Genomic DNA, 20,681 nt, shown 5'->3' with positions numbered 1-20,681 from the left:
GCAATGAAGGGGCCTTTCATTGCAAATTTTGCGATGAAAGGCCCCTTCATTGCACGGCCGGAAGGCGTTTCGAGGACAGATGGAGAGTGCGGTGTCAGGAAAGTTCGGCGGCCGCGGTGGGATCGTCCGCCGTGCCCAAAGCGTTGCGGAGCCATTGCTCCACCCCCGCGACGTGCACGGTGGCCCAAGAACGCGCGAGTTCGGGTTCGCGGGCGGCGATGGCTTCGTAGATGGCCGTGTGCTGCTCGCGGGTCTTGGCGACCGCGCCCTCCTGGGTGAGCCCGCGCCAGATGCGGGCGCGCGCGGTGGGGCCGGACAGGCTGTCCAGCAGCGAGCACAGCACCGGATTGCCGGAACCGTCGGCGATCTTGCGGTGGAATTGCAGGTCGTTGGCGACCAGTGCCTCCACCGTCGGCGAATCGGCCAGCTCGTCGAGCAGGCGGCCTAGTTCCGCGATGTCCTCGTCGCTCATGTGCATCGCGGCCATCGCCGTCGCCGCCGGTTCGAGGATCCGGCGGACGGCGAGGAAGTCGAGCACCGTGTCGTCGCGGTGGAAGTCCACCACGAACGTCATCGCGTCGAGGAGGAGATTCGGTTCGAGGCTGGTGACGTACGTTCCGTCGCCCTGGCGGACGTCGAGCACGCGGATCAGGCACAGCGCCTTCACCGCTTCGCGCAGCGAACTGCGGGACAGGCCGAGCCGCTGGGCCAGTTCGGCCTCTTTCGGCAGCCTGTCGCCCGGAGCAAGCTCGCCGGAGATGATCATGTCCTTGATCTTGTCGATCGCGACATCGGTGACCGGCATGTTCCACCGCCCTCCCCGAAGACCTCGGATGTTTGAGTGTCAGTTGACAGAGTGCCATGTTTCGAGTTGAGGAGGCGCGGTGACCCACGGTGTCGCACTACAAAGAGTGGCACTCCACACCCGGCTGAAGCCGGGCAAGGAGGCCGAATACGAGTCGGTCCACGCCGTGATCCCGGCTGACCTGGACGAAGCCCTGCGTGGCGCGGGCGTGCGTTCGTGGCGGATCTGGCGGGACGGGCTCGACCTGTTCCACGTCGTCGAAGTGGAGGACTACGCGAAGATGCGCGCGGTCCTGCGCGACCATCCGGCCAACATCCCGTGGCAGGCACGGATGTCGGAACTGCTCGACGTCGAAGACGACTACTCGGGCGGCGATTCGGGCCTCGGCCTGGTTTGGGAGCTTCCGTGAAGATCTCCTTGTCCCCACTGGGGCTCGGCTGCGCGCAGCTGGGCAACCTGTACCACGCCATCACCGACGAGACGGCCGAAGCGACCGTCCGGCAGGCGTGGGACGAAGGGATCCGCTACTTCGACACGGCCCCGCACTACGGTCTCGGGCTTTCGGAACGACGGCTGGGCGCGGCGCTTTCGTCGTATCCCCGCGCGGATTTCGTGGTCTCGACCAAGGTCGGCCGCGTGCTGGAGCCCGATCCCGGTGGCGCTTCGCGCACGGATTCGCAGGGTTTCGTCGTGCCGGCGGCGTACAAGAGACGCTGGGACTTCAGCCGCGACGGGATCCTCCGGTCGCTTGAGGACAGTCTGGAACGCCTCGGGCTCGACCGCGTGGACGTCGTCTACGTGCACGACCCGGACGAGCATTTCGAGGACACCGTCGACGGCGCGTTCCCCGCGCTGCTCGAACTGCGGGAGCAGGGCGTCGTCGACGCCATCGGGGCCGGGATGAACCAGGCGCCGATGCTCACGGAGTTCGTCCGCCGGTTCGATCTCGACGTGATCCTGCTGGCCGGCCGGTACACCTTGCTGAACCAGCCCGCGCTCGACGATCTTCTCCCGCTGTGCGCGGAACGCGGCGTGGACGTGGTGGCCGGGGGCGCGTTCAACGCCGGGATCCTCGCCACCTCGTCGCCGGGCACGATGTACGACTACGCCGAGGCGCCCGCCGAACTGGTCGAGCGGGCGCGGCGGATCGCCGAGGTCTGCGAGCGGCACGGTGTCGAACTCCCGCAGGCCGCGCTGGGGCTGCCCGCCGCGCATCCGGCGGTGGTGTCCGTCGTCGTCGGAGCGCACGATCCCGGCCAGGTCCGGCTCAACGCCGAACGGTTCCGCCGTCCGGTGCCGCGCGAGTTGTGGACGGACCTGATCCGTGCGGGACTGTTGCGTGAGGACACCGTGCTGCGAGAGGACCGGCCGTGATCGACGCGCACCACCATCTTTGGGATCCCTCACGGCGGGACTACCCGTGGATGACGGGCACGGCGCTGGACCCGATCCGCCGTCCGTACACAGTGGACGATCTCCGCGCGGTGACCGAAGCGGCCGGGGTGAAGGGGACCGTGCTGGTGCAGACGGTCTCGTCGGAGGAGGAGACGCGCGAATTCCTCTCCGCCGCCGTCGCCGAGCCACTGATCGCCGGCGTCGTCGGCTGGACCGACCTCACCGCCCCGGACGTCGCCGAGCGGGTGGCCGCGTTTTCCGGTCCGCTGGTGGGAATCCGGCATCAGGTGGAGAACGAGCCCGACCCCTCGTGGCTGACGCGGCCGGACGTCCTGCGCGGTCTCGCCGCGCTCGGCGAGGCCGGGCTGGCCTACGACCTGCTGGTGAAGCCGCCTCAGCTCCCCGCGGCCCTCACCGCCGCGAAAGCGTTGCCGGATCAGGTTTTCGTACTCGACCACGCCGCGAAGCCGCCCATCTCCTCGGGCCAGTGGCAGCCGTGGGCGGACGGTGTCGCGGCGTTGGGCGAGCTGGACAACGTGTACTGCAAGCTTTCAGGCTTGGTGACCGAAGCGGACTGGGCGCGGTGGAAGGTCGGGCAGTTGGCGCGCTGGGCGGAGCACGTGCTGGAGTCCTTCGGGGCTTCGAGGCTGATGTTCGGCTCCGACTGGCCGGTCTGCGAACTCGCGGCCGCGTACGAGGTCGTCGTGGACACGGCGTTCTCGCTGACGGGCTCGTTGAGCGACGCCGAGCGGCTGGAGTTCTTCGACGGCACCGCGCGGCGCGCCTACCGGCTTTCGTGAGTTCCGCCTTCAAACACGCGAGATCCGGCCTCGATCACGCGAGTTCCGCTTTCGATCACGCGAAGCCGGCATGCGGAAGTATGACAAAGAACCGGCCGGAAGCCGGTTCGAGGAAGAAAGTGGGCGGCGCGGGGTCCGGGCGCCTGAGAGCCGCCGATCAACGACCTGCGGCAGGGGGAGCAAAGATCAGAATTCGTCCTGCTTGACCATCGTCCGCAGACGGGCCAGTGCGCGGTGCTGCGTCACACGCACGTTGCCGGCGGAGATCCCGAGGGCCTCGGCGGTCTCGGCGGCCGAAAGGCCGACGGCGATGCGGAGGGCGAGGATCTCCTGCTGCACCCGCGGAAGGGTGGAGAGCAGGCGGTTGAGCCGGGCGCCGAGGTCCAGGTGCAGGGCGTGGGTTTCGGGTTCGTTGTCGCCGATGGGCCGTTCCGGCAGTTCCGGTACCGGTTCCGACCGGTCACGGGAGACCGCGCGGTAGGCGTCGGCGACCTTGTTGGCGGCGATGGCGTGCACGAGATAGAGGAACGAGCCGCCGCGATCCTGATAGCCGGGCAGTGCCTTCAGCACCGCCATGCACACCTCCTGCGCGACGTCGTCCGCCGACAGGTAGGACAGGTCGCGGCCACCCATTCTGGCGCGGCAGTACCGGACCACGACGGGGCCGATCATCCGCAGCAGGGACTGGATCGCGGCGGGATTCCCGTCGCCCGCGTCCTTGACGAGGGGGTCGAGATCCTCCTTGGTCAGCCGTCCGCCCGGTCGAGGCAGGTTCTCCGGAGTCGTGTATCCGGGGACCGCATCGGGGGTGACGGTTCTGGACGCGCTGGTGGTTGCTTGCATGGTCGTCCTCCCCGGCCGACCCTGCGACGTTCGTTGTCGAGGGGCCAACACTCCGTAACGATTGAAGGCGGCAGGTGCTCCAGAAGATCAGCTCTACCTGCCGCCGTTGCGACGCAGCGTAATCGTAGGCGTCGATCGGACGGCAGTAAAGATTTCAACTAGAGATAGCCCATTAGACGGAGTCGGCTTAACACAACCGAGACTCTGCGTCGCGAAAAAGGCCCTCGGGGTCGCAGCACGTGCGCGCCGCTTAGCGCACCGCGACCAAGGCCACCGCGGTCGCTACGACGAGTGCCGCCGTTGTGACAGCAAGGATCGGGTTAAGTGGTTTCGGGGTTTCGGCCCTGCGCAGTGCTCGTTCACGGATCGAGCCGATGGCGACGAAGGTGATCACCATGGCGCCCGCGAACACGACCGGGACGACCGTCGTCCCCCAGCCTCGCCGGGCGGCCGTGTGCAAGAGCAGGAGTGTGCAGGCAGTAGCCGCGAGCGCGGTGCGGCGCCAGGCCAGTCCGGTTCGTTCCGCTTGCGCTCCGTGATCACCCGAACTCACGAAAAGACCACCAGGGCGGCGGCCGTCAGGGTGATGGCGAGGATCCCGGCGGTCAGCAGGATCAGCATCCCGCTCTTCGGCAGCGGCCGTCCCGCGCGCATCGCCGTCTGCACCTGCCGCCAGCGCGGATACGCGCTCGCCGCGAGGACGGCGGCCAGCACGACGCACAGCCCGGCGAGGACGGTGCTCAGCGCGTTCGGGTCGGGCACCAGCTGATGGACGGCGACGCCGCCGGCGAGCAGGCCCAGTGCCGTCCGCAGCCAGGCGAGGAAGGTCCGTTCGTTGGCGAGCGTGAATCGGTAATCGGGTTCCGAACCGCCGTCGTGCGGTCCGTTGATCTCTGCCACGTCACGAACACTAAGCCTTGCGGCGCGCGAAGACCCACCAGCGAAGGACCGCGAAGCGCGCGATGCCGCCTACGACGCTCGCCGCGAGCAGGGCGCCGGTCTGCTCCAGCGCGGTCGGCTCGGTGATCACCGCGTCGAGTGACGCGAGCACGATCGACCCGTACGCGGCGTAGAAGGCGAAGGTGACCAGGTCCTGGAAGTGCCGCTTGCCCGCATGACTCTTCCGGGTGGCGAAGGTGACCCGGCGGTGGAACTCGGTGTTCCCGACGGTCGTGACCGCGAGCGCGACCAGATTGGCGGGCTGGGGGCCGAGGACCGGCTGAAGGACGAGGAACAGCACGGCTTGCAGGCCGGTGGCCGCGACACCGGCGACGATGTACCAAGCGGCATGGTGGCCGAGTTCGTGGTGCCGTTCCGGCGCGCGCCGGATGATCCGGTGCCCTGGCGCCCACCTGGTGGTGGTCATACCGACGACGCTACCCCGTTTCACAAACTTGTGAAGCTAATGAACTGGCTGAGAAAGTGTGATCCCGGCGACAGCGCCGCCGTTTGGCCTGCGAAGACGTCGGGTACGCCAGGGAGACCGGGTCGAGTACAGCACGACCCGGCCGGTGTCCGACGAGGAGGGAGCGGCCGATGAGCGACCGTGAAGCGGCTGAGCCGGAAACGTTGAATCCCAGCGAAGCGCTCGACGAGGACGAACTCCGCGTAGACCCGCTCGAAGAAGGCGTCGAGCCGCCCGAGCACTGGAGCGGGGCCGATCGGTTCGGGACCACACCTGCGGAGATCCGCGAGGGTGAGTCGCACGCGATGCGCCTGGCCGAAGAGGAGCCGGACGTCGGCGAGAAATGATCTTCACTCAGACGGCGGGCCATGCCGGGACCCCCTAGCGTGGTCGGTCAAGTGCAAGACCGCGACGAAGGAAGGGCAGAGATGCTTACAGTCACCGAAGCCGCCGCCGAGGCGATCACCGCACTGACCGGGCAGGAGAACGGGCAGGACGGAGGCGGGCTGCGGTTCGCGATGCATTCCCAGCAGGGGGACAGTCCTCAGCTCGCGGTTTCCGTCGCCCCTGAACCGGAAAGCGGCGACAAGGTACTCGGCGCCGACGGCGGCCCGAAGGTGTTCCTGGAGCCCGAAGCGGCCGCGTTGCTCGACGACAAGGTGCTCGACGTCCAGCAGGACGAGACCGGTGAAGTCGCCTTCGCCGTACTCCCGCAGGCTCAGCCCCAGCCTGGCAGCTGAGCCCGGCGGGTTCAGGCTTTAAGTCCGGGCCCAGGCACGGACCAGCTCGCCGGCCCGTTCGCGCAAGAGCTTCGCCGCGTGCGCACGCGCGTGGTCGAGCGAAGGCGCGTGGTCGATGAGGGCGGCGCTGCCCACGACCCCGAGGCCGGCGAGCTGGCTCTCGTCCAGCTGGATCCGTCCGGCCAGCACCATCAGTGGAACGGCGTGTTCCCGCGCACGGGCCGCGATGCCCGCCGGAGCCTTGCCGTCCAGGCTCTGCTCGTCCAGTGACCCCTCGCCGGTGATGACGAGGTCGGCGCGTTCGATCGCGCCCGCGACGCCGGTGAGCCCGGCGATGAGCTGGAAACCGGATTCGACCGTCGCGCCGAGCCCGGCGATCGCGCCTGCCGCGACCCCGCCGCCCGCCCCCGCTCCGGGAAGATCGGAGACGTCGGGGGTCCCGGCGTTGCGCAACGCCTGCGCCCAGCGGGACAGGGATTCGTCCAGCTGCTCGACCTCACGCGGGCCCGCCCCCTTCTGCGGGCCGAAGATCGCGGCCGCGCCGCGGGATCCGAGCAGCGGGTTCGTCACGTCGGTGGCGACGGCGACCTCGACGGAGCCGAGCCGTTCGCGTACCGGGCCGAGTTCGGCCGAAGCGACGCGGCCGAGGGTGCCGCCGCCGAGTCCGACGGGCGCGCCGAACGCGTCGAACACCCCGGCGCCCAGCGCCGCCAGCATCCCGGCGCCGCCGTCCGTGCTCGCGGTCCCGCCGACGGTCAGCACCAGCCGTCGCGCGCCGTTGTCGAGCGCGTGCGCGAGGAGTTCGCCGACGCCCCAGGTATGCGCGGCGAGCGCCACGTCCGGGCTCGGTTCGACGAACTCGATCCCGCACGCGCGGGCCGATTCGATGTAGGCCGTTCCGTCCAGCATCACGTAGCTCGCGTCGACGGAGTCGTCGAGCGGACCGCGGACGGGGAGTTCCACGAGTCGCCCGCCCGCGGCGACAAGGACGTCGAGGGTCCCTTCGCCGCCGTCGGCGACCGGGCAGGATGAGACCTCGGCCTGGGGAAGCGCGTCGCGGACGCCGTGGGCGATCGCCTCCGCGGCCTCGACCGCGGTCAAGCTTCCCTTGAACTTGTCGGGCGCGATGACCACACGAGTCATGGACGAACCTCCGTCAGCGGGTTTCCGCCGGTGAGCACCGACGCGACGTTCTCGGCCGCGAGCACGGCCATGGCAGTACGGGTTTCGGCCGTCGCCGATCCGAGATGCGGCGTCAAGACGACGTTTTCGCGATCCAGAAGGCGTGGCTCGACCTCGGGTTCGGCCTCGAAGACGTCGAGGGCGGCCCCGGCGATCTCCCCGGCTTCGAGTGCGTCCGCCAGCGCCGCCTCGTGGACGACGGGACCGCGGGTGGTGTTGATCAGGTACGCGCCCGGGTTCATCGACCTCAGCGCGTCCGCGTCGATGAGGTGCCTGGTCTCCGGGGTCAGCGGGCAGTGCAGGGAAACGACGTCGGAAACCGCCAGCAGTTCTTCGAAGGGCACGTACTTCGCGCCCAAGGCCTTCTCGACGTCTTCGGCGGCCCGCGATCGTCCCGAGTAGACGATCCGCATGCCGAAAGCGAGCGCCCGCCGCGCGACCGCCTGCCCGATCTTGCCGAGCCCGACGATCCCGAGTGTCTTGTCCCGCAGCGACGAGCCCAGCAGGAAACCCAGGTGGAACGACCACGGGGTGCGCGAGCGGATCAGCCGTTCGCCCTCGCCGAGCCGTCGCGTGACCGCGATGATCAGCCCGAACGTCAGATCCGCGGTGGCGTCGGTGAGCACACCCGGGGTGTTGGTGACGGTGATCCCGCGTCCGGCCAAGGCGGGGACGTCGACGTTGTCGTAGCCGACGGCCACGTTCGCGACGATCTTCAGGCCGGGGCCCGCCGCGTCGGCGACCGAACCGTCGATCCGGTCGTGCAGCATGCCGACGATCGCCGACGCGCCGCGGACGAACTCGCGCAGCTCGTCCGGTGTCAGCGGCCGGTCGGCGCGCGACAGTTTCACCTCCCCGGCTTCGGCGAGCACTTTCAGCGCTTCGTCGGGGATCCACCGGGTCACCGCGATCGTCGAGGTCACCATGTCAGCCTAGTGTGCGGCGATTGGTATCCCAAACGTGAGAATCCCCGTCATGAGGGAGGTGCTTCCCCTGCGCGGGGGAGTCGCTGCGGGGGCCTGGAACGCCCCCTGGGCGCGGAGGATTTCCACGAGCAGGGGATCCGAGGGGTGGAAATGAAGCGATCACGCGGGTTCGCGACCGTCGGCGCCGCCGTTGTCCTCGTCGTGACACTTGTCGCGACCGGTCCGGCGTCGGTGGGCGGAAGCCGATTGAGCCGAGCCTCGTCGGCAGCGCCGAGATGCCGCGCAAGGGCGTCCGGTTCGCCTTCAGCGCGCAAGGTCTCTTTCCGGAGAGCGGGGCACGTTCCAGGTGAACTGTGCGGGCGGAGGTTTCTCCGCTTACTTCCGGGGCGGGGTCGACTGCCTGGTCGTCGGCGGTCCGGTCGCCGTGGTCACCCGCATCGTCGAAGACGTGAACGTTCCGGTTGGCGAGGAGTGTCGGGCCGGAATGACGGTGTACGACAGGCTCGGCTACAGCCGGGGTCCGGATCCCGGGCACAAGCAGGGGCTTACCGCCGTGTCTGAGCGGGCGCTACGTCCGAGCGGGTCGAGAGCGGGACTTCAAGGCCGTCGAGTGGTTCCCGCTCGGCGGCGGGGTCGGTCGATCCCTTCGGTCCTTTCGGGGCGGGTCGCGTGTCATGAAAGGGGCTTTCAAGACGGTTTCCGTCCTGAAAGCCCCTTTCATGACATCCGGCTGCGATCACCGCTCCGAAGAGGAGTGCGCCGCCCGGTCGAACCGTGCTATGTTCATATGCAGAACATGTGTGCGCGATACGAACAAGCCGGGAGTGCGGATGGCGGAGCTGCTGTCGTTGAAGGAGGCCGTGGCGCGATTGGTGCGCGACGGGGACACCGTCGCGCTCGAGGGCTTCACGCATCTCATCCCGGTGGCGGCCGGCCACGAGATCATCCGCCAGCGCCGCACCGGTCTGACGCTGGTCCGTATGACCCCGGACATCGTCTACGACCAGCTCATCGGCGCCGGTTGCGCGAGCAAGCTGATCTTCTCCTGGGGCGGTAATCCCGGTGTCGGCTCGCTGCACCGTTTCCGGGACGCGGTCCAGCATTCGTGGCCGGTGCCCTTGGAAATAGAGGAACACAGTCACGCGGGCATGGCGAATCGGTACGTCGCCGGTGCTTCGGGGCTCCCGTTCGCCGTCCTGCGTGGCTACACCGGTACCGATCTTCCCGCGCACACGGACACGATCAAGCCCATCACCTGCCCGTTCACCGGCGAGCGGCTCGCCGCCGTCCCCGCCCTCAACCCGGACGTGACGATCGTGCACGCCCAGCGCGCCGACAGGTCCGGCAACGTCCAGATCCAGGGCATCACCGGAGTGCAGAAGGAGGCGGTGCTGGCGGCGAAACGGTCGCTGGTCACCGTCGAGGAGGTCGTGGACGAGCTGGAGCCCCGGCCGGGAGCGATCGTGCTGCCCACGTGGGCGGTCACCGCCGTCGCCGAGGTGCCCGGCGGCGCGCGGCCGTCGTACGCGGCGGGGTACTACGAACGGGACAACGACGCCTACCAGGCATGGGACGCGATCGGCCGGGACAGGGAGAGCTTCACCCGCTGGCTCGACGAGCTGACGGGAGTGAAGGCATGACCGAGTACACCTCCGACGAGATGATGAGCGTCGCCGCGGCCCGCGCGCTCGGCGACGGGATGTCCTGTTTCGTGGGCATCGGCCTGCCGAGCACGGCCGCAAACCTGGCCCGCCGCGGGCACGCGCCGAACCTCACGCTGATCTACGAATCCGGCTGCCTCGGCGCCAAACCGGCCAGGCTCCCGCTGTCCATCGGCGACGGCGAACTCGCCGACACCGCGGACGCCGTGGTCAGCGTCCCCGAGGTCTTCAACTACTGGCTCCAGCCGGGCCGGATCGACGTCGGCTTCCTCGGCGCCGCCCAGCTGGACAAGTTCGGCAACATCAACACCACCGTCATCGGCCCGGATTACGCCAGCCCGAAGGTGCGCCTGCCCGGGGCGGGCGGCGCGCCGGAGATCGCCGCGTCCTGCCGCGAGGTGTTCGTGGTGCTGCGGCAGAGCACCCGCACGTTCGTCGAGAAGGTCGACTTCGTGACATCGTTCGGGCACGGCACCGGCAAGGGCGACCGCGAGCGGCTCGGCCTGCCCGGCGCCGGGCCGACGCTGGTGGTCACCGACCTCGGCCTGATGCGGCCCGACCCCGAGACCGCCGAGCTCACGCTCACCGAAGTGCACCCCGGGGTCGACGTCGATCAGGTCGTCGAGGCGACCGGGTGGAAACTGAAGGTGGCAGGCGACCTGGGAACCACCCCGGCGCCGACCGAGGCAGAACTCCGCATCCTCCGAGACCTCAAAAGGGCGAGCGCATGACCGACGTTTTCCTGTTCGACGCCATCCGTACCCCGTTCGGCAAGTACGGCGGCGCGCTGTCCGGGGTCCGCCCCGACGACCTCGCCGCCACCGTGCTGCGGGCCCTGGCCGAGCGCAACGACCTCGACCCGGCCACCGTGGACGAGGTCGTGCTCGGCGACGCCAACGGCGCCGGCGAGGACAACCGCAACGTCGCGCGGATGGCGGCGCTGCTGGCGGGCTGGCCGACGACAGTGCCCGGTGCCACCGTCAACCGGCTCTGCGGCTCCGGCCTCGACGCCGTGATGCAGGCGAGCCGGTCGGTGCAGGTCGGTGACGCTTCGCTCGCCGTCGCGGGCGGGGTCGAGTCGATGAGCCGCTCGCCGCTGGTCATGCAGAAGCCGGAGAAGGCCTTCCCGGCGGGCAACCAGACCCTGCACTCCACCGCCCTGGGCTGGCGCATGGTCAACCCGAAGATGCCCGAGCAGTGGACGGTCTCCCTGGGTGAGTCCACCGAACTGCTCGCCGAACGCTACGGAATCGGCCGCGACGAGCAGGACGCGTTCGCCGTCCGCAGCCACGTCAATGCCGCCCGCGCCTGGGACGAAGGGTTCTACGACGACCACGTCGTCCCCGTCGAGGGCGTCGAGCTCACGCGTGACGAAGGCATCCGGCCGGACTCCAGCCCGGAAAAGCTCGCGAAGCTCAAGCCCGTCTTCCGTCCACAAGGGACGGTCACGGCCGCGAACGCGTCACCGCTGAACGACGGCGCGTCCGCGTTGCTGCTCGGCGACGAGGCGGCCGGGAAACGGCTCGGCAAGGCGCCGCTGGCCCGGATCGCCGGCCGGGGCGCGGCGGGTGTCGACCCGGACGTCTTCGGCATCGGCCCGGTCCGCGCGGCCGAGATCGCCCTGGAGCGGGCCGGGATCGGCTGGGAGGACCTGGCGGCGGTCGAGCTGAACGAGGCCTTCGCCGCGCAGTCGCTGGCCTGCCTGCGCGACTGGGCGAAACTCGACCCGGGGATCGTCAACGTGAACGGCGGCGCGATCGCGATCGGGCATCCACTGGGCGCTTCCGGCGGCCGGATCCTCGGCACGCTGGCCCACCACCTGCGCCGCACCGGCGGCCGATGGGGACTGGCGGCCATCTGCATCGGCGTCGGCCAGGGGCTGGCCGTCGTCATCGAAGCCCAGTGACCCACTGACCGCGCTGGAGGGAACACCATGTCCGCACCCGCAGAACTGAGGCTCCCGCGCTACCGGCGCGATCCGGAGGGCACGCATCCGCCGCTCGACTACGCCGGTTACCGGTCGACGGCGCTGCGGCACCCCAAGGAACCGCTGGTCGTGCTCCCTCATCTGCTGACCGAGGTCACCGGTCCGGCGCTGGGGCCGGGACGGATCGGCGAGTTCGACAACGACCTCACGAAGGGGCACGAGGGGGAGCCGCAGGGGCAGCGGATCATCGTCACCGGGCGGCTGCTCGACGGTGACGGGCGGCCGATCCGGGATTCACTCGTGGAGGTCTGGCAGGCGAACGCGGGCGGCCGCTACCGGCACACCGGGGACCGCTGGCCGTCGCCGATCGATCCCAACTTCGACGGGGCCGGCCGGACGCTGACCGACGGCGAAGGGCGCTACACCTTCACCACCATCAAGCCGGGCGCGTACCCGTGGAAGAACCACGACAACGCCTGGCGGCCGGCGCACATCCACTTCTCCGTCTTCGGCAGCGCGTTCACGCAGCGGCTGGTCACCCAAATGTACTTCCCGGAAGACCCGCTGTTCTCGCAGGACCCGATCTTCAACTCCATCCCGGACGAGAAGGCGCGGCAGCGGATGATCGCGCGGTTCGACCTGGACCGCACCGAAGCCGAGTGGGCGCTGGCCTTCCAGTTCGACATCGTCGTGCGCGGCCGCGAGGCTTCGGTCTTCGAAGACGAGGAGGACGAGCACTGATGCCGGAGACGACGCCTTCCCAGACCGTCGGCCCGTACCTGTCCATCGGCCTGCCCTGGCCGGACGGGCCGGACGTCGTCCCCGCGGACGAACCGGCCGCGATCCGGATCCACGGCCGGGTCTTCGACGGCGCCGGCGACCCGGTCCCGGACGCGATGATCGAGACCTGGCAGGCCGACGCCGAAGGCCGGTTCGACCACCCCGACGACCCCCGCGGAGCGGTCGCGAGCGGGTTCCGGGGCTTCGGCCGCTGCCCGACAGACCCCGGCGGCAACTACGAGATCCGGACGATCATGCCCGGCCCGCTGCCCGGTCCGGCCGGCAGCACGCAGGCGCCGCACATCGACGTCTCGGTGCTCGCCCGCGGCCTGCTGCATCGCGTCGTCACCCGGATCTACTTCGAGGACAACGACAACTCGCGGGATCCGGTGCTGGCCGCGGTTCCGGAGGGCCGCCGGGACACGTTGATCGCCACCAAGACCGGCGAGGGCTATCGGTTCGACGTCCGGTTGCAGGGCGAGGGGGAGACGGTGTTCTTCGATGTCTGAGCAGGTAAAGGTGCACAGTGCTGTAAAAGTGCACAGCGTCGCGGAAGGGCCCGCGGACGGCCCTGTCGTGGTGTTCAGCGGATCGCTCGGCAGCGATCACCGCATGTGGGATCCGCAGGTGAAACCCTTGGTGGAGAAGGGTTTCCGGGTGATCCGCTACGACATCCGCGGGCACGGCGCGTCCCCGGTGCCGCCCGGGCCGTACACGCTCGCGGATCTCGGCGGGGATCTGCTCGCTTTGCTCGACGAGCACGGCGTCGAACGAGCCCACGTCGTCGGGCTCTCGCTCGGCGGCATGACCGCGATGTGGCTCGGCGTGAACGCGCCGGACCGGATCGAGAGCCTCGTGCTGTGCTGCACGTCCGCGAAACTCGGGCCGCCCAGCATGTGGGCGGACAGGGCGAAGACGGTGCGCGAGAACGGCACCGGATCGGTGGCCGAGGCCGGGGTCGGCCGCTGGGTGACTGCCGGGTACGCCACCGCCTACCCCGAGCGGACCGGCTACCTGCGCGAGATGATCGCGAACGTCCCCGCCGAGGGGTACGCGGCGTCCTGCCAGGCCATCGAGCAGATGGACCTCGTCGGCGACCTGCCCAAGATCGCGGCGCGGACCCTGGTCATCGCCGGAGCCGAGGATCCGGCCACCCCGGTCGAGCACGCCGAGGTGATCGCGGGCGGCGTCCCGGACGCGCGGCTCGAGGTCGTCGAAGGTGCCGCGCACCTCGGGAGTTTCGAACAGCCGGAGCGGTTCACCGCGCTGATCCTCGACCATCTGGAGGCGGCTCGATGAGCGACGACCTTTACGAGACCGGCATGCGGGTGCGCCGGGAAGTCCTCGGCGACGCGCACGTCGACCGGGCGGTGGCCCGTACCACCGAGTTCAGCCGCCCGTTCCAGGACTACATCACTCGGGGCGCCTGGGGTTCGGTCTGGTCGCGCGACGGTCTCGACCGCAAGACCCGCAGCTGCGTCACGCTGGCCACGCTCACCGCCCTGCACGCCCACGACGAGCTCGCGATGCACGTCCGCGCGGCGGTCCACAATGGACTCACGGCGGAGGAGATCTCCGAGGTCCTGCTGCACACCGCCGTCTATACGGGCGCGCCCGCCGCCAACGCGGCGTTCGCCGTCGCCCAGCGGGTACTGGCCGAACTCGGTGAGCCCGCGGCTCAGGAAAAGGAGGGCGGTTAGGGTTCTCCTATGGACGAAGGCGAGGTGACCGAGCGCGGAGCGCACCATGTCCAGTCGCTGGAGCGCGGATTGGCCGTGATCAAGGCGTTCAACGCGGACGCGTCGGAACTCACGCTGAGCGACGTCGCCCGCTCCACCGGGCTGACCAGGGCAGCCGCCCGCCGGTTCCTGCTCACCCTCGTCGACCTGGGATACGTGCGCACGGACGGCAAGTACTTCTCGCTCACCGCCCGGGTCCTCGAACTCGGCTACTCGTACCTGTCGAGCCTGTCGCTGCCGGAGGTCGCCCAGCCGCACCTCGAACGGCTGTCCGCCGAGGTGCACGAGTCCAGCTCCGTCTCCGTGCTCGAAGGCCTGGACATCGTCTACGTCGCGCGCGTGGCCGTCTCGCGGATCATGACCGTCAGCATCAACGTCGGCACCCGCTTCCCGGCCCACGCGACGTCGATGGGTCACGTGCTGCTGGCCGACCTCGAGGGCGAAGACCTGCACGGCTACTTCGACGCGGCCAAGCTCGAAAAGCTGACAGCGCGCACGCTGACCAGGCAAAAGGACCTGATTGCCGAGCTGGAAAAGGTCTATCGGCAGGGTTACGCGATGGTCGACCAGGAACTCGAAGAGGGACTCCGCTCGATCGCCGCGCCGATCCGGGACCGGCGGGGCAAGGTCGTGGCCGCGGTCAACCTCTCCACCCACGCCAGCCGGACGACGCCCGAGTCGGTCGAGCACGAACTGCTGCCGTCACTGCTCGCGGCGGCGCGCGCCATCGAGGCCGACCTGGCTTCGGCGCCGCCTACCAAGGCAGGACACCCGAAAGCAGGACATGGCTGAGGTCGCCGGGCTGCTGCTCGCGGCCGGGGCCGGGCGCCGGTTCGGCGGGCCGAAGGCGCTGGCCGTCCTCGACGGTGAGCCGTTCGCCATCCGCGCGCTGCGAGTACTCGCCGACGCCGGCTGCGCGCCGGTCCGGGTGGTGCTCGGCGCCGCGGCCGAAGAAGTCCGCGCGCTCCTGCCCGAACCCGGGATCGCTGTCGTGGCCGAAGGCTGGGAGTCCGGCATGGGCGCGTCACTTCGCGCGGGACTGAGGGCCTTGGAGGCGACCGACGCGGAAGCCGCCGTCGTGCATCTCGTGGACTTGCCCGGGGTCGGCGCCGAAGTGGTGCGCCGGGTCGCGGCCGGAGCCGACGAGAACACCGTCGCGCGTGCCGCCTACGACGGAGTCCCCGGTCATCCGGTCGTACTCGGCCGTCGCTGGTGGCCGGAGATCGTGGCGGGCGCGTCCGGTGACAAGGGCGCGCGGGACTGGCTCAAGGGACGCCCGGATCTGCGGCTCGTCGCCTGCGGCGACCTCGGCACCGGACGAGACGTGGACCGCCCCGAGGATCTTCCAGGCTGATCTCCTGCACCTTTCCCGCGTGATCAGGCACGGAACGCGAGTCCCGTCTCCGAACACGCGAGTTCCGTCTTCAATCACGCGAGTTCCGGCTCTGATCACGTGAGTGCGGTGCCTGATCACGCGAGCCACGCCTTCGGCCCGGTATCTTCCAGGCTGATCTCCGGCCTGCCGGGGCTTACGATCGGGAAGTGACCGTCGAATCGCCGGAGAAACTGGCCGAAGCCCTCGAATCGGTCGGCTACCTCGCCGACGACGGCATCGCCACGGCGGGATTCCTCGCGCTGCGGCTCGGCCGCCCGCTGTTCTGCGAAGGCGAACCGGGCACCGGCAAGACCTCGCTCGCCTTGGGACTGGCCGAAGCGCTCGGCATGCCGCTCATCCGGCTCCAGTGTCACGAAGGGATCGACGCGGCGCAGGCACTGTACGAATGGGACTTCCCCCGCCAGTTGCTGCATCTGCGGACACTCGAAGCGGCCGGTGGCGGCCTCGACGTCGAGGCCGCCGAACAGTCCCTCTACACCGAACGGTTCCTGCTTTCCCGGCCGCTGCTGAAGGCATTGCAGACCGCGCCGTGCGTGCTGCTGGTCGACGAGATCGACCGTGCCGACGACGAGTTCGAAGCCTTCCTGCTGCAACTCCTAGACGAGAACGCGGTGACCATCCCCGAGTTCGGCGAGGTGCGCGCCGAACATCCGCCGCTCGTGGTGCTCACCTCCAACCGGACGCGGGAAGTGCACGACGCGCTGAAACGCCGCTGCCTCTATCACTGGCTCGAACACCCGGACCTCGGCCGCGAGATCGAGATCCTGCGCCGCAAGATCCCGGAGCTGGGTGAAAGACTCGCGGAGCAGGTCGCGAAGGCGGTGCACCGCCTTCGCGAGATGGAGTTGCTGAAGCCGCCCGGGGTGGCGGAATCCCTCGACTGGGCTCAGGCGCTCCTCGCGCTGGGAATGTCCGAATTGGACGCCGCGGCCGGTGCGCGAACCCTTGGCTCGGTGCTCAAGTACAGCGAGGACCTCGACAGGGTCCGCGCCAAATTGGACAAACTGCTCGCCTGAGTCTCAGCGGCGCCGCAGCGAAGGGTCGAGCAGTGCGGGTGGGGTGTCGTGCTTCTCCTCCGGGGCGAGGTCGGTCCCCGGCGCGACGATCTCGTCGATCGCGTCCAGGACGTCCGGCGGGAGCACCGTGTCCGCGGCGGCGAGCTGCGACTCCAGGTGCTCCGGCGTGCGCGGGCCGACGATCGCGCTCGTCACGCCCGGATGCGCGACGACGAAGCCCAGCGCGAGCTGGATCAGGCTCAGCCCCGCCTGGTCGGCGACCTTGGCCAGCCGCTCGACGGCTTCGAGCCGGGCCCGGTTGACGGGCCGGGTCAGGTCGAAACGCTGTGGCAGGGTGGCGGAACGATTCGTGCTGATCTCCCGGCCTTCCCGGACAGCGCCGGACAGCCAGCCGGAGGCCAGCGGGCTCCACACCAGCACACCCATCCCGTACTCCTCGGTCACGGGCAGCACATGCGTTTCGATACCGCGTTGCAGGATCGAGTAGCCGGGCTGCTCGGTGACGTAGCGGCTCAGGTGGTGTTCGCGGGCGGCCCACTGGGCCTGCACGATCCGATAGGCGGGGAAGGTCGACGAACCGAAGTAGCGGATCTTTCCCGCGCGCTGGAGATCGGTCAGCGCCGAGAGGGTTTCCTCGTCGCTCGTCTTCGGGTCCCAGCGGTGAACCTGGTAGAGGTCGACGTGGTCGACGCCGAGACGGCGCAGGCTGTTGTCCAGTTCGGTCACCAGCCACCGGCGCGACGCGCCTTGATGGTTGCGCTCGTCGCCCATCGGCAGGACGGCCTTCGTGGCCAGCACGATGTCCTCGCGGCGGCCCGCGATGGCCTTGCCGACCATCTTCTCCGACTCTCCGGCGCTGTACATGTCGGCGGTGTCGATGACGTTGATCCCGCCGGCCAGCGCGGCGTCGACGATGGCGGTGGCTTCGTCCTGGGTGGTGCGCCCGATCGCGCCGAAGTTCATCGCGCCGAGCGCGAGGGTGCTGACCTGCACACCGGTCCTGCCCAAGGTGCGGTACTGCATGACGGTGTCCTCCATGGCAAGATGAGCAAGCGGAACGTTGCTCCGCTAACAATACGGAGCACTGTTCCGTTTGGCAACCTCGCCGATGGAGGAGTGGTGTGATGAGTGAAGAGGGCGCCAAGGGCAAGCGCGCGGACGCCCGGCGCAACGAGAAGACCCTGCTCGACGCGGCCGCCGCCGTCTTCGTCACCTCGGGCGTCGAGGCGCCTGTCCGGGCCATCGCGGCCGAGGCGGGTGTCGGGATGGGCACGATCTACCGGCACTTCCCGACCAGGGCCGACCTCGTCATCGCCGTTTACCGGCACCAGGTCGACGCCTGCGCCGGAGCCGGGCCGGAACTGCTCGAGTCGGCTGATTCCCCGTACGAGGCGTTACGGCGCTGGATCGACCTCTTCGTCGACTTCCTGGTCACCAAACACGGCCTGGCCGCGGTCCTGCAATCGGACAACGCCGGGTTCGAGGCGCTGCACACCTACTTCCTCGACACGCTCCTGCCGGTGTGCGCCCAGTTGCTCGGCGCGGCGGCGAAGGCCGGCGAGATCCGCTCCGACCTGGAGGCGATCGAAGTCATGCGCGGCGTCGGGAACCTCTGCATCGGCGCCGACAGCGATCCCCGCTACAACGCGCGCAAGATGGTCGGTGTCCTCATCGCGGGCCTGAAACCCTAGCCGTTCAGCATCTTCAGGAACCCGTTCTCCCACGCGACAGGGTCCGCGTCGTAGCCGACGTACTGCGAAGTTCCCTTCGGTGTCACATAAGTACGGCCCGCCGCGGCACCGTCCTGGCGCACGTCGATCTTCGCCCGCCGCAGCTTCACCGGGCTCACGGCGTCGAGCACTTCGGACGACGCGAGCGTGTCCCACCAGAACGCCGACCCGTCCTGGACGTACGGCGCGAGATCGGGCTGCGTCACGATCGCGTGCACCAGTTTCGCTTCCGCAGTCCGGCCTTCCCGGCCAAGACGCTCCACGTAGGACGGTGTGATGGGGACGTCGTTCGTGGCGTCCAGCGGGACGATGTCGACGCGGCGGAGCCCGGCGAAGACCTTGTCCGCCGAAGCGGGGTCGAGCCACATGTTGACCTCTTGGGTGCCGTCGAACTTCGACGCGCCGGGCCCGAACACGTTGCCAGGGACGTCGAACGCGCCGCCCATCACCGCGAGCCGCGAGATCCGTCGCGCCACACCGGGAACCTCCATCGCCTTGGCGACGTTCGTGAGCGGCCCGGTCGCGATCACGACGACCGGCCGGGCGGACTCGAGTACCGTCGCCGCGAGCAGCGCCGAGGCCCGGACCGGTGACGGGCGATCCGGTACGCCCGCGTCGCCGAGCGCGCCGTTGAGGATGCTTTCGGTCCAGGCGCGGCCATCGGCGGGCATCGGGTTCACGCCGGTGTCGGAACCGTCGGCGACCGGAATGCCGGAGAGCCCGCATTTCCCGAGCGCTGTCCGCACATGGGTCAGCGCGCGCCCCGGGGTTCCGGCGCCGTTGTTGGTGACGGTGACCGCGCGCAGGTCGACGCGGTGCTGTTTGTGCGCCTGGCAGAGATACGCGAGCGTCGCGATGTCGGCGAAATCGGAGTCGCCGTCGTACACGACCGGAATCGGCGAAGAGGCGGGCGACGCCGAGGCGGCGGGAGCGGCCGAGGCACCGACGACACAGGCGAGCAGGACGGCCAGCGCGGCACGGGACGAGAACATGGCGTCACCGTAGCGAGAATTCACGACAGGACCTAGGTCCTCTTCCCCGCCGAATCGATGGCGCGGGTCCATCGGGCGCGCTACAACTCGAATATGGAACGTACACAGTGTTGTGTGGTGGGGGGCGGTCCGGCGGGGATGGTGCTCGGACTCCTGTTGGCGCGGGCGGGGGTCGAGGTCACCGTTCTCGAAAAACACAAGGACTTCTTCCGCGATTTCCGCGGCGACACGGTGCATCCGCCGACGCTGATGCTGCTCGACGACCTCGGGCTCGGCGACCGGTTCGCGGAACTGCCGTCGAAACGGCTGGAGAAGATGCGGATGGTGTTCGGCGGCAAGGCGATCGTCGCCGCCGATTTCAGCCGGGTCCCCGGACCGCACAAGTGCATCGAGATGGTCCCGCAGTGGGACTTCCTGAACCTGCTCGCCGAAGCCGCGGCCGTTGAACCGACGTTCACCCTGAAGATGGGGGCGGAGGTGACCGGCCTGCGCGACGGCGGTGGGGTGCGTTACCGCGATTCCGATGGCGTGGAACGGGAATTGGCCGCGACGCTCGTGGTCGGCTGCGACGGCCGGGATTCCCTGGTGCGCGCGGAAGCGGGGCTGGTGCCGCGCGAATACGACGTGCCGATGGACGTGTGGTGGGTCCGCGTGCCCAAACTCGAAGAGACGGGCGAGGCGGCCGAGGTGTTCGGCTGTTTCGCGAACGGCCTCGCCGGCATGACGATGGACCGCGGCGACTACTACCAGACGTCGTACCTGATCAGGAAGGGGCAGGACGAGGCGCTGCGTGCCGAGGGCATCGAGAAGTTCCGCGAACGGATCGGCGGGTTGTTCGGCTGGGGAGAGGACGAACTCGCCGCGATCCGCGGGTGGGACGACGTCAAACTGCTGAAGGTCCGGATGTCCAAGCTGCCGCACTGGTACTCCGAGCGGGTGCTCTGCATCGGCGACGCCGCGCACGCGATGTCGCCCGCCGGCGGGATGGGCGTCAACGTCGCGATCCAGGACGCCGTGGCGGCCGCGCGCTTCCTCGCCGCCCCGCTGCTGCGCGGCACGCTGACCGCGCGGGACCTAGCCCGTGTGCAGCGAAAGAGGAATTTCGCCGTCACTCTGATCCAGCTGCAGCAGCTGGGAGAGCACAAGATGCTCATCGAGCCCGCGCTGAACGGCACGCTGAACGAGCGGACCATCCCACTGCCTCTCCGGCTCTCCGACCGCTTTCCGCAGCTCACCACCGTCGCGGCCTTCCTGGGCGGCATCGGCCCCCTGCGCGAGAAGACCCCGGCCTTCGCCCGCCGCTGACCTCGCGTTTCGTCCTCTGGATGCGGTACTTGCATACGC

The 20,681-nt window shown here is 69.4% G+C and carries 25 protein-coding genes and 1 pseudogene; 17 read left to right on the top strand and 9 right to left on the bottom strand.

Going from position 1 to position 20,681, the window contains the following annotated elements; translation table 11 throughout:
- Positions 1-94 precede the first annotated feature (94 nt).
- Positions 95-805 carry a FadR/GntR family transcriptional regulator gene (locus ACFWMR_RS32615; RefSeq protein ID WP_093938180.1) on the bottom strand — a complete coding sequence of 237 codons (711 nt, stop codon included), beginning with the start codon at positions 803-805 and terminating at the stop codon, positions 95-97.
- Between the two features lie 106 nt (positions 806-911).
- Between ACFWMR_RS32615 and ACFWMR_RS32610 the strand changes: the two genes are divergently transcribed.
- From ACFWMR_RS32610 to ACFWMR_RS32600, 3 genes are read left to right on the top strand one after another with little or no spacing between them, the layout of a single operon-like run.
- On the top strand, positions 912-1,214 hold the full coding sequence (locus ACFWMR_RS32610) for an L-rhamnose mutarotase (RefSeq protein WP_378381145.1): 303 nt from the start codon (positions 912-914) through the stop codon (positions 1,212-1,214).
- The gene (locus tag ACFWMR_RS32605) at positions 1,211-2,179 is read left to right on the top strand and encodes an aldo/keto reductase (RefSeq protein ID WP_378381144.1); all 969 of its coding nucleotides are present in this window, start codon (positions 1,211-1,213) and stop codon (positions 2,177-2,179) included. Before ACFWMR_RS32610 ends, ACFWMR_RS32605 begins: the two co-directional genes overlap by 4 nt.
- Positions 2,176-3,000 carry an amidohydrolase family protein gene (locus tag ACFWMR_RS32600; protein WP_378381143.1) on the top strand — a complete coding sequence of 275 codons (825 nt, stop codon included), beginning with the start codon at positions 2,176-2,178 and terminating at the stop codon, positions 2,998-3,000. Before ACFWMR_RS32605 ends, ACFWMR_RS32600 begins: the two co-directional genes overlap by 4 nt.
- A 186-nt stretch (positions 3,001-3,186) precedes the next feature.
- Here ACFWMR_RS32600 and shbA read toward each other — a convergent pair whose 3' ends face one another.
- The 4 genes from shbA to ACFWMR_RS32580 all read right to left on the bottom strand — a co-directional run bounded on the left by shbA (position 3,187) and on the right by ACFWMR_RS32580 (position 5,209).
- The gene (gene shbA / locus ACFWMR_RS32595; protein WP_167406379.1) at positions 3,187-3,843 is read right to left on the bottom strand and encodes an RNA polymerase sigma factor ShbA; all 657 of its coding nucleotides are present in this window, start codon (positions 3,841-3,843) and stop codon (positions 3,187-3,189) included.
- Positions 3,844-4,093: 250 nt separating this feature from the next.
- Positions 4,094-4,396, bottom strand: a complete 303-nt coding sequence (locus tag ACFWMR_RS32590; RefSeq protein WP_378381142.1) for a DUF202 domain-containing protein — start codon at positions 4,394-4,396, stop codon at positions 4,094-4,096.
- Positions 4,393-4,743, bottom strand: a complete 351-nt coding sequence (locus tag ACFWMR_RS32585) for a YidH family protein (protein WP_093938185.1) — start codon at positions 4,741-4,743, stop codon at positions 4,393-4,395. The genes ACFWMR_RS32590 and ACFWMR_RS32585 overlap by 4 nt, the downstream gene beginning before the upstream one ends.
- A gap of 10 nt (positions 4,744-4,753) precedes the next feature.
- Complete coding sequence (locus ACFWMR_RS32580) at positions 4,754-5,209, bottom strand: GtrA family protein (protein ID WP_093938186.1); 456 nt, start codon at positions 5,207-5,209, stop codon at positions 4,754-4,756.
- Positions 5,210-5,379: 170 nt separating this feature from the next.
- On the opposite strand from ACFWMR_RS32580, the pseudogene ACFWMR_RS32575 reads away from it, so the two are divergent.
- Both ACFWMR_RS32575 and ACFWMR_RS32570 read left to right on the top strand, forming a co-directional pair.
- A pseudogene (locus ACFWMR_RS32575) lies at positions 5,380-5,580 on the top strand (hypothetical protein); the annotation flags it as partial.
- 96 nt (positions 5,581-5,676) lie between these two features.
- Positions 5,677-5,988 (top strand): hypothetical protein, encoded by a 312-nt coding sequence (locus ACFWMR_RS32570; protein ID WP_005153325.1) that lies wholly within the window; start codon positions 5,677-5,679, stop codon positions 5,986-5,988.
- A gap of 18 nt (positions 5,989-6,006) precedes the next feature.
- Here ACFWMR_RS32570 and ACFWMR_RS32565 read toward each other — a convergent pair whose 3' ends face one another.
- Positions 6,007-7,131, bottom strand: coding sequence for a glycerate kinase (locus tag ACFWMR_RS32565; RefSeq protein ID WP_378381141.1), 1,125 nt, complete (start codon positions 7,129-7,131; stop codon positions 6,007-6,009).
- Positions 7,128-8,096, bottom strand: a complete 969-nt coding sequence (locus ACFWMR_RS32560) for a 2-hydroxyacid dehydrogenase (protein WP_378381140.1) — start codon at positions 8,094-8,096, stop codon at positions 7,128-7,130. The genes ACFWMR_RS32565 and ACFWMR_RS32560 overlap by 4 nt, the downstream gene beginning before the upstream one ends.
- Before the next feature lie 830 nt (positions 8,097-8,926).
- Here ACFWMR_RS32560 and ACFWMR_RS32555 point away from each other — a divergent pair.
- The 10 genes from ACFWMR_RS32555 (at position 8,927) to ACFWMR_RS32510 (ending at position 16,615) form a co-directional block, all read left to right on the top strand.
- A complete protein-coding gene (locus ACFWMR_RS32555) occupies positions 8,927-9,736 on the top strand; it encodes a CoA transferase subunit A (RefSeq protein WP_378277496.1) in 810 nt (269 codons plus the stop codon).
- Positions 9,733-10,488: a CoA-transferase subunit beta gene (locus ACFWMR_RS32550; RefSeq protein ID WP_093938191.1), complete on the top strand. Its 756-nt coding sequence runs from the start codon at positions 9,733-9,735 to the stop codon at positions 10,486-10,488. Before ACFWMR_RS32555 ends, ACFWMR_RS32550 begins: the two co-directional genes overlap by 4 nt.
- The gene (locus ACFWMR_RS32545; protein WP_093938192.1) at positions 10,485-11,663 is read left to right on the top strand and encodes a thiolase family protein; all 1,179 of its coding nucleotides are present in this window, start codon (positions 10,485-10,487) and stop codon (positions 11,661-11,663) included. Before ACFWMR_RS32550 ends, ACFWMR_RS32545 begins: the two co-directional genes overlap by 4 nt.
- A 27-nt stretch (positions 11,664-11,690) precedes the next feature.
- Complete coding sequence (gene pcaH, locus ACFWMR_RS32540; protein ID WP_378277492.1) at positions 11,691-12,425, top strand: protocatechuate 3,4-dioxygenase subunit beta; 735 nt, start codon at positions 11,691-11,693, stop codon at positions 12,423-12,425.
- Positions 12,425-12,973, top strand: coding sequence for a protocatechuate 3,4-dioxygenase subunit alpha (gene pcaG, locus ACFWMR_RS32535; protein ID WP_378381139.1), 549 nt, complete (start codon positions 12,425-12,427; stop codon positions 12,971-12,973). The genes pcaH and pcaG overlap by 1 nt, the downstream gene beginning before the upstream one ends.
- Positions 12,966-13,763, top strand: coding sequence for a 3-oxoadipate enol-lactonase (gene pcaD / locus ACFWMR_RS32530; protein ID WP_378381138.1), 798 nt, complete (start codon positions 12,966-12,968; stop codon positions 13,761-13,763). Before pcaG ends, pcaD begins: the two co-directional genes overlap by 8 nt.
- Positions 13,760-14,164 (top strand): 4-carboxymuconolactone decarboxylase, encoded by a 405-nt coding sequence (gene pcaC, locus ACFWMR_RS32525; protein WP_093938196.1) that lies wholly within the window; start codon positions 13,760-13,762, stop codon positions 14,162-14,164. Before pcaD ends, pcaC begins: the two co-directional genes overlap by 4 nt.
- Before the next feature lie 9 nt (positions 14,165-14,173).
- On the top strand, positions 14,174-14,995 hold the full coding sequence (locus tag ACFWMR_RS32520; protein WP_378277489.1) for an IclR family transcriptional regulator domain-containing protein: 822 nt from the start codon (positions 14,174-14,176) through the stop codon (positions 14,993-14,995).
- Positions 14,988-15,557, top strand: a complete 570-nt coding sequence (locus ACFWMR_RS32515; RefSeq protein ID WP_378381137.1) for a nucleotidyltransferase family protein — start codon at positions 14,988-14,990, stop codon at positions 15,555-15,557. The genes ACFWMR_RS32520 and ACFWMR_RS32515 overlap by 8 nt, the downstream gene beginning before the upstream one ends.
- Before the next feature lie 188 nt (positions 15,558-15,745).
- Positions 15,746-16,615 carry an AAA family ATPase gene (locus tag ACFWMR_RS32510; protein ID WP_378381136.1) on the top strand — a complete coding sequence of 290 codons (870 nt, stop codon included), beginning with the start codon at positions 15,746-15,748 and terminating at the stop codon, positions 16,613-16,615.
- Positions 16,616-16,618: 3 nt separating this feature from the next.
- Here ACFWMR_RS32510 and ACFWMR_RS32505 read toward each other — a convergent pair whose 3' ends face one another.
- Positions 16,619-17,638, bottom strand: coding sequence for an aldo/keto reductase (locus ACFWMR_RS32505; RefSeq protein WP_378381151.1), 1,020 nt, complete (start codon positions 17,636-17,638; stop codon positions 16,619-16,621).
- 101 nt (positions 17,639-17,739) lie between these two features.
- Here ACFWMR_RS32505 and ACFWMR_RS32500 point away from each other — a divergent pair, with 101 nt between their 5' ends.
- The gene (locus ACFWMR_RS32500; RefSeq protein WP_378277486.1) at positions 17,740-18,306 is read left to right on the top strand and encodes a TetR/AcrR family transcriptional regulator; all 567 of its coding nucleotides are present in this window, start codon (positions 17,740-17,742) and stop codon (positions 18,304-18,306) included.
- Here ACFWMR_RS32500 and ACFWMR_RS32495 read toward each other — a convergent pair.
- The gene (locus ACFWMR_RS32495) at positions 18,303-19,337 is read right to left on the bottom strand and encodes a nucleoside hydrolase (protein ID WP_378381135.1); all 1,035 of its coding nucleotides are present in this window, start codon (positions 19,335-19,337) and stop codon (positions 18,303-18,305) included. The genes ACFWMR_RS32500 and ACFWMR_RS32495 overlap by 4 nt on opposite strands.
- 57 nt (positions 19,338-19,394) lie before the next feature.
- Here ACFWMR_RS32495 and ACFWMR_RS32490 point away from each other — a divergent pair, with 57 nt between their 5' ends.
- On the top strand, positions 19,395-20,642 hold the full coding sequence (locus ACFWMR_RS32490; RefSeq protein WP_378381134.1) for an FAD-dependent oxidoreductase: 1,248 nt from the start codon (positions 19,395-19,397) through the stop codon (positions 20,640-20,642).
- Positions 20,643-20,681: the final 39 nt, after the last annotated feature.

The organism is Amycolatopsis thailandensis (assembly GCF_042723255.1).
Lineage (GTDB): Bacteria > Actinomycetota > Actinomycetes > Mycobacteriales > Pseudonocardiaceae > Amycolatopsis > Amycolatopsis thailandensis.
The sequence above is the reverse complement of the archived record's forward strand: the minus strand, read 5'-3'. Positions and strand labels throughout refer to the sequence as shown.

Bases quoted from the DNA above. Each gene is read 5' to 3' on its own strand.
- ACFWMR_RS32615 (WP_093938180.1), bottom strand. From the start codon at position 805: ATGCCGGTCACCGATGTCGCGATCGACAAGATCAAGGACATGATCATC.
- shbA (WP_167406379.1), bottom strand. From the start codon at position 3,843: ATGCAAGCAACCACCAGCGCGTCCAGAACCGTCACCCCCGATGCGGTC.
- ACFWMR_RS32580 (WP_093938186.1), bottom strand. From the start codon at position 5,209: ATGACCACCACCAGGTGGGCGCCAGGGCACCGGATCATCCGGCGCGCG.
- ACFWMR_RS32570 (WP_005153325.1), top strand. From the start codon at position 5,677: ATGCTTACAGTCACCGAAGCCGCCGCCGAGGCGATCACCGCACTGACC.
- ACFWMR_RS32565 (WP_378381141.1), bottom strand. From the start codon at position 7,131: ATGACTCGTGTGGTCATCGCGCCCGACAAGTTCAAGGGAAGCTTGACC.
- ACFWMR_RS32560 (WP_378381140.1), bottom strand. From the start codon at position 8,096: ATGGTGACCTCGACGATCGCGGTGACCCGGTGGATCCCCGACGAAGCG.
- ACFWMR_RS32555 (WP_378277496.1), top strand. From the start codon at position 8,927: ATGGCGGAGCTGCTGTCGTTGAAGGAGGCCGTGGCGCGATTGGTGCGC.
- ACFWMR_RS32550 (WP_093938191.1), top strand. From the start codon at position 9,733: ATGACCGAGTACACCTCCGACGAGATGATGAGCGTCGCCGCGGCCCGC.
- ACFWMR_RS32545 (WP_093938192.1), top strand. From the start codon at position 10,485: ATGACCGACGTTTTCCTGTTCGACGCCATCCGTACCCCGTTCGGCAAG.
- pcaH (WP_378277492.1), top strand. From the start codon at position 11,691: ATGTCCGCACCCGCAGAACTGAGGCTCCCGCGCTACCGGCGCGATCCG.
- pcaG (WP_378381139.1), top strand. From the start codon at position 12,425: ATGCCGGAGACGACGCCTTCCCAGACCGTCGGCCCGTACCTGTCCATC.
- pcaD (WP_378381138.1), top strand. From the start codon at position 12,966: ATGTCTGAGCAGGTAAAGGTGCACAGTGCTGTAAAAGTGCACAGCGTC.
- pcaC (WP_093938196.1), top strand. From the start codon at position 13,760: ATGAGCGACGACCTTTACGAGACCGGCATGCGGGTGCGCCGGGAAGTC.
- ACFWMR_RS32520 (WP_378277489.1), top strand. From the start codon at position 14,174: ATGGACGAAGGCGAGGTGACCGAGCGCGGAGCGCACCATGTCCAGTCG.
- ACFWMR_RS32515 (WP_378381137.1), top strand. From the start codon at position 14,988: ATGGCTGAGGTCGCCGGGCTGCTGCTCGCGGCCGGGGCCGGGCGCCGG.
- ACFWMR_RS32505 (WP_378381151.1), bottom strand. From the start codon at position 17,638: ATGCAGTACCGCACCTTGGGCAGGACCGGTGTGCAGGTCAGCACCCTC.
- ACFWMR_RS32500 (WP_378277486.1), top strand. From the start codon at position 17,740: ATGAGTGAAGAGGGCGCCAAGGGCAAGCGCGCGGACGCCCGGCGCAAC.
- ACFWMR_RS32495 (WP_378381135.1), bottom strand. From the start codon at position 19,337: ATGTTCTCGTCCCGTGCCGCGCTGGCCGTCCTGCTCGCCTGTGTCGTC.
- ACFWMR_RS32490 (WP_378381134.1), top strand. From the start codon at position 19,395: ATGGCGCGGGTCCATCGGGCGCGCTACAACTCGAATATGGAACGTACA.